The 9,719-nt window shown below is 74.6% G+C and carries 7 protein-coding genes and 1 pseudogene; 3 read left to right on the plus strand and 5 right to left on the minus strand.

The genetic code is table 11. From position 1 onward, the window contains the following. Nucleotides 1-273 (plus strand): annotated as a pseudogene (locus C3489_RS37150) (hypothetical protein); the annotation flags it as partial. A 54-nt stretch (nucleotides 274-327) separates the two neighbouring features. Here C3489_RS37150 and C3489_RS37155 read toward each other — a convergent pair. Both C3489_RS37155 and C3489_RS37160 read right to left on the minus strand, forming a co-directional pair. After that, complete coding sequence (locus tag C3489_RS37155) at nucleotides 328-1,608, minus strand: AI-2E family transporter (RefSeq protein WP_103786554.1); 1,281 nt, start codon at nucleotides 1,606-1,608, stop codon at nucleotides 328-330. A 101-nt stretch (nucleotides 1,609-1,709) separates the two neighbouring features. Then, nucleotides 1,710-1,904, minus strand: a complete 195-nt coding sequence (locus C3489_RS37160) for a DUF3046 domain-containing protein (RefSeq protein WP_103786559.1) — start codon at nucleotides 1,902-1,904, stop codon at nucleotides 1,710-1,712. An 82-nt stretch (nucleotides 1,905-1,986) separates the two neighbouring features. Between C3489_RS37160 and C3489_RS37165 the strand changes: the two genes are divergently transcribed. Then, on the plus strand, nucleotides 1,987-2,931 hold the full coding sequence (locus C3489_RS37165) for a hypothetical protein (RefSeq protein WP_103786555.1): 945 nt from the start codon (nucleotides 1,987-1,989) through the stop codon (nucleotides 2,929-2,931). Nucleotides 2,932-2,985: 54 nt separating this feature from the next. Here the strand turns inward: C3489_RS37165 and C3489_RS37170 are convergent, their stop codons facing one another. The 3 genes from C3489_RS37170 to C3489_RS37180 are packed head-to-tail and all read right to left on the minus strand — an operon-like array spanning nucleotide 2,986 to nucleotide 4,900. Continuing rightward, nucleotides 2,986-3,294 carry an AzlD domain-containing protein gene (locus C3489_RS37170; protein WP_103786556.1) on the minus strand — a complete coding sequence of 103 codons (309 nt, stop codon included), beginning with the start codon at nucleotides 3,292-3,294 and terminating at the stop codon, nucleotides 2,986-2,988. Beyond that, nucleotides 3,291-4,037 (minus strand): AzlC family ABC transporter permease, encoded by a 747-nt coding sequence (locus C3489_RS37175; protein ID WP_103786557.1) that lies wholly within the window; start codon nucleotides 4,035-4,037, stop codon nucleotides 3,291-3,293. The genes C3489_RS37170 and C3489_RS37175 overlap by 4 nt, the downstream gene beginning before the upstream one ends. Continuing rightward, nucleotides 4,034-4,900, minus strand: a complete 867-nt coding sequence (locus tag C3489_RS37180) for an AraC family transcriptional regulator (RefSeq protein ID WP_103786558.1) — start codon at nucleotides 4,898-4,900, stop codon at nucleotides 4,034-4,036. The genes C3489_RS37175 and C3489_RS37180 overlap by 4 nt, the downstream gene beginning before the upstream one ends. A 274-nt stretch (nucleotides 4,901-5,174) precedes the next feature. Between C3489_RS37180 and C3489_RS37185 the strand changes: the two genes are divergently transcribed. After that, the coding region (locus C3489_RS37185) for an ATP-dependent helicase (protein ID WP_258055122.1) at nucleotides 5,175-9,719 on the plus strand (4,545 nt) is incomplete at its 3' end.

A 9,719-nucleotide genomic window follows, 5' to 3' on the forward strand; every position in this document is an offset into this window, starting at 1 on the left:
CTGATCGGCCTCGCCTCCGGCGCCGCGATGATCGCGCGCGGTGTCGTGCTCTCACGGACGGGACATCAGCAGGCCGCGTACCACTCGACCGCCCCGCTCAAGCCCCTGCACGGGGTCGCCCTGCACGCCGTGCTGGTGCTGCCCGCGCTGGCCTGGCTGCTGGCGCGCACGCCGTGGGACGCGGCGGTCCGGCAGCGGATCGTGGCGACGGCGGTGGGGTGCTACGCCGCCGCGGTGGCGGGCACGGCGGTGTGGGCGGTGCTCACGTACTGACCAGGGGTGTAGACGCTGCTCAGGTAAGAGCGGTGCAGGCGGTGCGCGTCACGCTCACGCACCGGGCCCTCCGCTGCCGGAGGCACCCCCGCGCTCCCCTTCCCCGCCCCGCGCCCGGCCCCGCCCCCACAGGCCACGCCCGCGCGTGAGCAGGCCCGCGCCCGGGGCGCGTCCGCGGTGGCCGTGGACGCGGGGATCGTCCGTGACGGCGTATCGCTTCACATACGCCCCGAGGAACGCCTGCAGCGTGGCGACCGCCGGGATGGCGATGAGCGCGCCGACCGCGCCGAGCAGGGCGGTTCCGGCGATGACGGAGCCGAAGGCGACCGCGGGATGGATGTCGACGGTCTTCGAGGTCAGCTTCGGCTGCAGCATGTAGTTCTCGAACTGCTGGTAGATCACCACGAAGACCAGCACCCACACCGCGTACAGGGGATTGACGGTGAACGCGATCAGCATCGGCAGCGCACCGGCGAGGTACGTGCCGATGGTCGGGATGAACTGCGACACCACGCCGACCCACATGCCCAGCACGGGCGCGTACGGGATGCCGAGGGCCTGGAGCATCACGTAGTGCGCGACGGCCGAGATCAGCGCCATCAGCCCGCGTGAGTACAGGTAGCCGCCGGTCTTGTCGACGGCGATCTCCCACGCGCGCAGCACCTCGGCCTGCCGGGCGGGGGGCAGCACGGAGCAGATGCCGCGCCGCAGGCGTGGTCCGTCGGCGGCGAAGTAGAACGAGAAGAGGCTGATCGTCAGCAGCTGGAAGAGGCCGCCGAGGACCTGCGTGGACACGTCCAGCACGCCGGCCGCGCTGTTCTGGGCGTACTTCCTCAGCCAGTCGGAGTGGAGCAGCCCCTCCTGGATGTCCAGCCGTTTGAGGTCGGTGTGGAAGGTGCTGTTGATCCAGTGGATGACCGAGTCGAGGTACTGGGGGAAGTTGTCGATCATCTTGGTGATCTGGCCGGCCAGCATCGAGCCGAGCAGGGTGACGAACCCGGCGGAGACGACGAGCAGGCCGAGGAAGACCAGGAAGGTGGCGAGGCCGCGGCGCAGACCGCGGGAGGCCATCCAGCTCACCGCGGGTTCGACGGCCAGGGCCAGGAAGAACGCGATGAGGATGTTGATCAGCAGCCCGGTGAGCTGGTGGAACGCCCAGCTGCCCAGCTGGAAGGCGGCGATCAGGGCGAGCGCGAGCACCATGGCGCGCGGCAGCCAGCGCGGCATGCGGACGGCCGGCCCGGCGTCGCCCTCGGCCGGGGGACGGGTGGGCGGCGTCGTACCGTGCGGGGATGCCTGCTGGGCCGGCTGCCCGGGCTCGTCAGTGGGTTCCACGGGACAAGTCTCGCCCACGCCACCGACAACCCGGCCGCCGCCCTGTGATCTTCACCGCGGCTTACGGTGCGGGACGGGCCGCCGTCGTCCCGGCGCCCCGCTCAGTGCCGCTCCCGCGGAACGTTCATCACGGAGCACACCACGCGCCACACGTCCTTGGCATCCCATCCGGCCGCCAGCGCCTCGTGCACCGTTCGCCCGCCGAGCTCCGACATCACGTGGTCGCGCGCGAAGGTTTCGGCGTAGCCCGCACCGAAGTGCTCCGCCATCCGCTGCCAGAAGACCGTCAACCGCATGACGCCAGTATCCCGCCCCTTGAGAGTGGGCTCCGGCCCGGGACCGTCCGCCGAGACCGCTTTCCGGCCTACGGTCTCGTCCATGGCCGAAACCGGAGCATCCCCACTCCCTTCCACGCCCCCGGCGCGCTCCCCGCTCTCGCGCGCCGAGCACTTCATCTGGCTGACCGCGCGCGTGCTGGAGCAGCGCCTGTTCGCGTACCACTTCCTGCGGGGCGGCGCCGACCCGGTGGACACCGCGCTGGACGCCTACCGCAACGACGACGGCGGTTACGGCCACGCGCTGGAGCCGGATCTGCGCGGACCGGTCAGCCAGCCGCTGCACACCGCGCACGCCCTGCGGGTGCTGGACTCCATCGGACGCTGTGCCGGACAGCGCGTGGAACGCGTCTGCCGCTACCTGACCTCGGTCTCCACACCGGACGGCGCGCTGCCGGCGATCCATCCCAGCCAGCGCGGCTACCCGGCGGCACCGTTCATCCCGATCGTGGACGACCCGCCGAGCGATCTGCTCGCCACCGGGCCCGTGGTGGGGGTGCTGCACCGCAACGAGGTGTGGCACGCGTGGCTCTTCCGGGCGACCGACTTCTGCTGGCAGCGCATCGAGTCGCTGGAGAAGTCCCACCCGTACGAGATCGAGGCCGCCGTCGCCTTCCTGGACTCCGCGCCCGACCGCGCGCGTGCCCAGGCGGCGGCCGACCGGCTGGGCCGGCTGGTGCGCGCACAGCGGCTCGCCGCCCTGGACCCGGACGATCTCGACGCCTACCCGGTCGCGCCCGGCTACGCCCCCGGTGAGCACCACTTCCCCTACGACTTCGCGCGCACGCCGCACTCGCTCGCGCGCGCGTGGTTCACCGACGCCGAGATGGCACGGTCCCTGGACCATCTCGCGAGCGAGCAGCAGGAGGACGGCGGCTGGCCCGTGCGATGGCGCCGGTGGGCACCGGGCACCGTGCTGGAGGCGCGGCCGATGGTGACCATCGCGGCACTGCGCACCCTCACGGCGTACGGCCGCTCCATCGGATGACCGCGGATGGGCGGGCCGGGCCCCGCGACGCCGGGGCGATCCCCTCGGCGGGGCCTAGCCGCCCAGCGCCCGCACCCCGGCCGTGACGACGACGGCCGCGGCCACCACGAGTAGGAAGGGCGCGCGCAGGACGAGCGCCACAGCGGCCGCGGCCAGTCCGGCGGCCCGCGCGTCCAGCACGAGCGCGCGCCCGTCGGCGAAGGTCTGCTGTGCGGTCAGGGCGGCCAGCAGCGCCACCGGCAGCAGCGCGGCCAGACGCCTGACCAGGGGGCGTTCCAGGACGCCCGCGGGAACGAGCAGGCCGGCGAGCTTCAGCGCGTAGCAGCCGAGCGCGGTCGCGGCGATGGCGATCCAGGTGGTCAACGGTCTCCCCCGGTACGGTCACGGTCAGCGCCCGGCATGCGGCGGCCCTGGACGAACAGCACGGCCGGTGCCGCGACAGCCGCGAGCAGCACCGGCGCCCCGGCGGGCAGGACGGGCAGCAGGCCGAGCCCCAGCAGCACCGCGAGTGCGGCGACGGCCCGCTCGACGCCGGTCTTCAGCATGGGCGCGAGCAGCGCCAGAAACACCGCAGGCCCGGCCGCGTCCAGACCCCAGGCGTCGGTGTCCCCGATGGCCTCCGCGCCCAGCGCGCCGAGCAGCGTGGTGAGGTTCCACAGCAGGTAGAGGCTGATCCCGGTCACGACGAAGCCCACGCGCGCGTGGCGCCGCGTGGGCTGGGCCAGGGCGACCGCCGAGGTCTCGTCGATGACCCACTGCGCGGCGAACGGCCGCACCGCGCGCGGCACCTGCAGCAGCTGTGACAGCCGCAGCCCGTAGAAGGCGTTGCGCGCCCCGAGGAAGAAGGCGCCGGCGGCCGCGGTGAGCGGATTGCCGCCCGCCGCCAGGGCGCCCACGAGCGCGAACTGGGACGCGCCGGTGAACACCAGCAGGCTCAGCGCGCACGTCTGGAGCAGGGTGAGCCCGCTGCCCGCCGAGGTCACTCCGAAGGCGAACCCGGACAGGCCGACGGCGATCCCCACGCCGAGGGCGTCCCGGACGACGGCGCGATCCGGCCGGTCCGCGCCCGCGGCGGGTATGTCGTGGACTGCGGTGCGTTCTGTCACCTACCGGACGCTAGGCGGCTCGGCCGGCGGGCGTCTTGTACGTTCTTGCGCTCGCGCTGGTACGCGCCCGGTGGGACGCCGACGATGCGGGCGAAGTGGCGGTTGAGGTGCGGCTGGTCGGTGAAGCCGACGGCGACCGCCGCCTCGGCGGGCGAGGTGCCCGCGTCCAGCAGCCGCCGGGCCCGCCGGACGCGGGCGTCGGTGAGCCAGGTGTGCGGCGGCATGCCGTACACGTCCCGGAAGGACCGCAGCAGGGCGAACGGGCTGGTCCCCAGCTCCCGGGCGAGCCGTTCCAGCGGCGGCGGGTCGGCCATCCGCTCCTCCAGCACGGCACGCGCGCGTACCGCGAGGCGGGCACCGGCCGTGCGTACCGGCCGGGCCGGCAGACTGCCGCCGTTCAGCCGGAGCAGCCGGGTCACGGCGACTCTCAGCAGGGTGTCGGCGGCGAGCGCGTTGCCCTCGTCCACGGCGCGCAGCAGGTGGTGGACCAGGCCGACGGAGTAGGCGTCGTCGAGGACCGGGCTGCCGAATCCGGGGGTGCCGCGCAGGGTGGTGGTCTCGGCGGCGATCTCCGCGACGACGTCCGGGGACGGATACACCGCGCCGTACCGCCATCCCTCCGGCACTCCGGCCCGGCCCGTGTGCGGGGTGTCCGGGTTGATCAGGGCCAGGGTGCCCGCTCCCGCGTACTGGTCGCCCCCGTGGTGGTGGAAGACCTCCACGCCCTCGCTGATGGCGGCGATCACGAAGTTCTCGTGGGTGTGGCGGACGAACGTCTTGCGGACGTACCGGGCCCGGAGCAGATCGACCCCGGGCAGCTCGGCGTACTGCCAGTGCCGCGCCTGCTCACCCGAACCAGCCATGGGCCCATTGTCCGCCAGGCCCACCGGCGCCGGTCGGCCCCGCCCCCCGCTCAGGTCCTTCACGGCTCGGCGGCCGCCGCCCCCGCCCGGGCCGCGCCCCCCGCCGTGTGCCCGATCCGCCCGGGCCGCGCCACACCGCCCCGCCGTCCGTCCCAACCGGCTCCCGCCGTCCCCACCCCCGCGATTCAGCCCGGCCCCCTGCCGACCGCTCCCGACCCGCCCCGCATTCCCGCAGGTCAGGCGCATTGTCAGTGGGTGGGTGCAGGATGGACGCATGGTCAGCTCCGCCCATCCGGCCCTCGACGGCTTCTCCCCCGCGACCCGCGGCTGGTTCACGGGGGCCTTCTCCGCGCCCACCGCGGCCCAGGCGGGCGCGTGGCAGGCCATCGGTGCGGGGTCGGACGTGCTGGTGGTCGCCCCGACCGGCTCCGGAAAGACCCTGGCCGCGTTCCTCGCCGCGCTGGACCAGCTGGCCTCCACCCCGCCCCCGGCCGACCCGAAGAAGCGCTGCCGGGTGCTGTACGTCTCCCCGCTGAAGGCCCTCGCCGTCGACGTGGAGCGCAACCTGCGCAGCCCGCTGACCGGCATCCGCCAGGAGTCCGTGCGCCTCGGCCTGCCCGAGCCGGAGGTGAAGGTCGGCATCCGGTCCGGCGACACCCCGGCCGCCGAGCGCCGCGCGCTGTCCACGCGACCGCCGGACATCCTGATCACCACCCCGGAGTCGCTGTTCCTGATGCTGACGTCGGCCACGCGTGACGCGCTGACCGGCGTGGAGACGGTGATCCTGGACGAGGTGCACGCCGTGGCCGGCACCAAGCGCGGCGCGCACCTGGCGCTCTCCCTGGAGCGGCTGGACGAGCTGCTGCCCAAGCCGGCCCGCCGCATCGGGCTGTCGGCGACCGTCCGCCCGGTCGACGAGGTCGCCCGCTATCTCTCGCCGCGCCGCAAGGTGGAGATCGTCCAGCCGGAGTCCGGCAAGGAGTTCGACCTGTCGGTCGTCGTCCCGGTCGAGGACATGGGCGAGCTGGGCGGTTCCCCTGCGGCCGACGCGTCCGAGGGCGCGGAGCGGCCGTCGATCTGGCCGCATGTGGAGGAGCGGATCGCCGACCTGGTGCAGTCCCACCGGTCCACGATCGTCTTCGCCAACTCGCGCCGTCTCGCCGAGCGGCTGTGCAACCGGCTCAACGAGATCGCCTACGAGCGGGCCACCGGCGAGACCCTGGACGAGCATCACGCGCCGGCCGAGCTGATGGGCGGCTCGGGTGCGGCCCAGGGCGCTCCGCCGGTCATCGCCCGGGCCCACCACGGCTCGGTGTCGAAGGAGCAGCGTGCGCTGGTCGAGGAGGACCTGAAGGCGGGCCGGCTGCCGGCGGTGGTGGCCACCTCCAGCCTGGAGCTGGGCATCGACATGGGCGCGGTCGACCTGGTCGTCCAGGTGGAGTCGCCGCCGTCGGTGGCCTCCGGCCTGCAGCGCGTGGGCCGTGCCGGTCACCAGGTCGGCGCGGTGTCCACGGGTGTGGTGTTCCCCAAGTACCGGGGCGACCTGGTGCAGTCGGCGGTGGTCACCGAGCGGATGCGCACCGGCGCCATCGAGTCGCTGCGGGTTCCCGCCAACCCGCTGGACGTGCTCGCGCAGCAGCTCGTCGCCATGACGGCCCTGGACACCTGGCAGGTCGACGACCTGCTCGCCGTGGTGCGCCGCGCGGCGCCCTTCGCGTCGCTGCCGGAGTCGGCGTTCACCGCCGTGCTCGACATGCTGGCGGGCCGCTATCCGTCCGACGCGTTCGCCGAGCTGCGCCCGCGCGTGGTGTGGGACCGCGTCGCCGGCACGGTCACCGGCCGCCCCGGCGCCCAGCGCCTCGCCGTCACCTCGGGCGGCACGATCCCCGACCGCGGTCTGTTCGGGGTGTTCCTCGCCGGGTCCGATCCCAAGAAGGGCGGCGGCCGGGTCGGCGAGCTGGACGAGGAGATGGTCTACGAGTCGCGGGTCGGCGACGTCTTCACGCTGGGCACCAGCTCCTGGCGCATCGAGGACATCACCCGCGACCGGGTCCTGGTGTCCCCGGCGCCGGGCGTGCCGGGCCGGCTGCCGTTCTGGAAGGGCGACCAGCTGGGCCGCCCGCTGGAACTGGGCCGCGCGGTGGGGGCGTTCCTGCGCGAGGTCGGCTCCCTGTCCAAGGAGGACGCCCGGCTGCGGCTGCTCACCGCAGGACTGGACGCCTGGGCCGCGGACAACGTGCTGTCGTACCTGGACGAGCAGCGCGAGGCCTGCGGCCATGTCCCCGACGACCGCACGATCGTCGTGGAGCGGTTCCGCGACGAGCTGGGCGACTGGCGGGTCGTGGTGCACTCCCCCTTCGGCGCCCAGGTGCACGCCCCGTGGGCGCTCGCCCTCGGCGCCCGCCTCGCCGAGCGGTACGGCATGGACGCCCAGGTCATGCACGCCGACGACGGCATCGTGCTGCGGCTGCCGGACGCCGACCTGATGGGCCTCGACCTGCTCGACCAGGAGCCGGCGAAGGCGGGCACGGAGTACGACGCGGACCAGGCGCCCGTCGGCGCCGCGGACGTCGTGTTCGACAAGGGCGAGGTCGACCAGATCGTCACCGACCAGGTCGGCGGCTCGGCCCTGTTCGCCTCCCGGTTCCGCGAGTGTGCCGCCCGCGCCCTGCTGCTGCCGCGCCGCAACCCCGGCCGGCGCACCCCGCTGTGGCAGCAGCGCCAGCGCGCGGCGCAACTGCTGGAGGTGGCGAGCGAGTTCGGGTCGTTCCCGATCGTCCTGGAAGCGGTCCGCGAGTGCCTGCAGGACGTCTTCGACGTCCCCGGCCTGGTCGAGCTGATGGGCGATCTGGAGTCCCGCAGGGTGCGCCTGGTGGAGGTGACCACCCCCGAGCCGTCCCCGTTCGCCCGCTCCCTCCTCTTCGGCTACGTCGCCCAGTTCCTCTACGAGGGCGACTCCCCGCTCGCCGAGCGGCGCGCTGCCGCGCTGTCGCTGGACTCCCGGCTGCTGGCCGAGCTGCTCGGCCAGGCCGAGCTGCGCGAACTGCTCGACGCCGAGGTGCTCACCGAGCTGGAGCGGGAGCTGCAGTGGCTCACCGAGGACCGCCGGGTCAAGGACGTCGAGGGCGTCGCGGACGTACTGCGCCTGCTGGGCCCGCTCACCGAGGCCGAACTCGTCGAGCGGGGCGCCGAACCGCGGTGGCCGCAAGAGCTCGCCGCCGCCCGCCGGGCCATCCGGGTCCGTATCGCCGGTACCGACCACTGGGCGGCGATCGAGGACGCGGGCCGGCTGCGCGACGCGCTGGGCACAGCGCTGCCGGTCGGAGTCCCGGAGGCCTTCACCGAGCCGGTCAAGGACCCGCTCGGCGACCTCCTCGCCCGCTACGCCCGCACCCACGGCCCCTTCACCTCGGCCACCGCCGCCGCGCGCTTCGGGCTCGGCGTCGCGGTCACCGAGGGCGCCCTGCAACGGCTCGCGGCCTCCGGCCGGGTCGTCCAGGGCGAGTTCCATCCGGCCGGCATCGGCCAGGAGTGGTGCGACGCGGCCGTACTGCGCCGGCTGCGCCGCCGCTCCCTGGCCGCGCTGCGGCACGAGCTGGAGCCGGTGCCGCCGGCCGCGCTGGCCCAGTTCCTGCCCCAGTGGCAGCACATCGGCAAGGGTCACGCGCTGCGCGGCATCGACGGGCTGGTGCGGGCCGTCGAGCAGCTCCAGGGCGCGTCCGTGCCCGCGTCGGCCCTGGAGAAGCTCGTCCTGCCGTCCCGTGTCACCGGCTACACCCCGGCGATGCTCGACGAACTCACCGCCGCCGGGGAGATCGTCTGGGCCGGCGCCGGCGCCCTGCCCGGCAAGGACGGCTGGGTCTCCCTGTATCTGGCGGACGCGGCCCCCCTGCTGCTGCCCCCGCCGCACCCGCTGGAGCTGACGGCCCTTCACCAGTCCGTGCTGGACGCCCTGTCCGGCGGCTACGGCCTGTTCTTCCGTCAGATCGCCGACCAGGTCCGCGCCACCACCCACCCCGAGGCCTCCGATCCCCAACTGGCCGACGCCCTGTGGGACCTGGCCTGGTCCGGCCGGCTCACGAACGACACGCTCACCCCGATGCGTTCGCTGCTGGGCTCGGGCCGCACCGCGGGCTCCACCGCGCACCGCGCCAAACGCTCGGTCCCGCGCGGCCGCTACGGCTCCCTGACCGCCGCCGCCCGCCCCGCCTCCCGCAGCGGGCCGCCGACCGTCGCCGGCCGCTGGTCGCTGCTCCCGGCGCAGGAGCCGGACCCCACGGTCCGCGCCCACGCCCTGGCCCGCACGCTGCTGGACCGGCACGGCGTGGTGACCCGGGGCGCCGTCGCCGCGGAGGGCGTCGAGGGCGGTTTCTCGGCGGTGTACCGCATCCTGTCCGCGTTCGAGGACAGCGGGCAGGCCCGGCGCGGGTACGTGGTGGAGGGGCTGGGCGCCGCCCAGTTCGCCATGGACGGCGCCGTCGACCGGCTCCGGGCGGTGGCCAACGCCCGCGAGCGCGGCGACGCGGCGGCGGCAGCGGGCCCGGCGGGCTTCGGCGGCCCCGACGGCCACGGCACGACACCACCCGCCGGCGGGCCCTCCGACGGCTTCACAGCCGCCGACGCCGACTGGATGAAGGCCCTCGACTCCCCCGACGGCACCCAGTTCCCGGACTTCCCCCTCTCCCCCGGCGACTACGTCTCCCCGCGCGACTTCGACTCCCCGGGCGCCGGCGGCCCCCGAGGCGGCGGCCCAGGACCCGAGAGAGGCTCCGGATACCCCACAGGCCCGGGGTACGGGACCGGCGCCGGATACGGAACC

This window comes from Streptomyces sp. Ru71, assembly GCF_002920535.1.
Lineage (GTDB): Bacteria > Actinomycetota > Actinomycetes > Streptomycetales > Streptomycetaceae > Streptomyces.

Coding starts and splice junctions, on each gene's coding strand:
- C3489_RS37160 (WP_103786559.1), bottom strand. CDS start 1,904: ATGCGGTTGACGGTCTTCTGGCAGCGGATGGCGGAGCACTTCGGTGCG.
- C3489_RS37180 (WP_103786558.1), bottom strand. CDS start 4,900: ATGGCTGGTTCGGGTGAGCAGGCGCGGCACTGGCAGTACGCCGAGCTG.
- C3489_RS37165 (WP_103786555.1), top strand. CDS start 1,987: ATGGCCGAAACCGGAGCATCCCCACTCCCTTCCACGCCCCCGGCGCGC.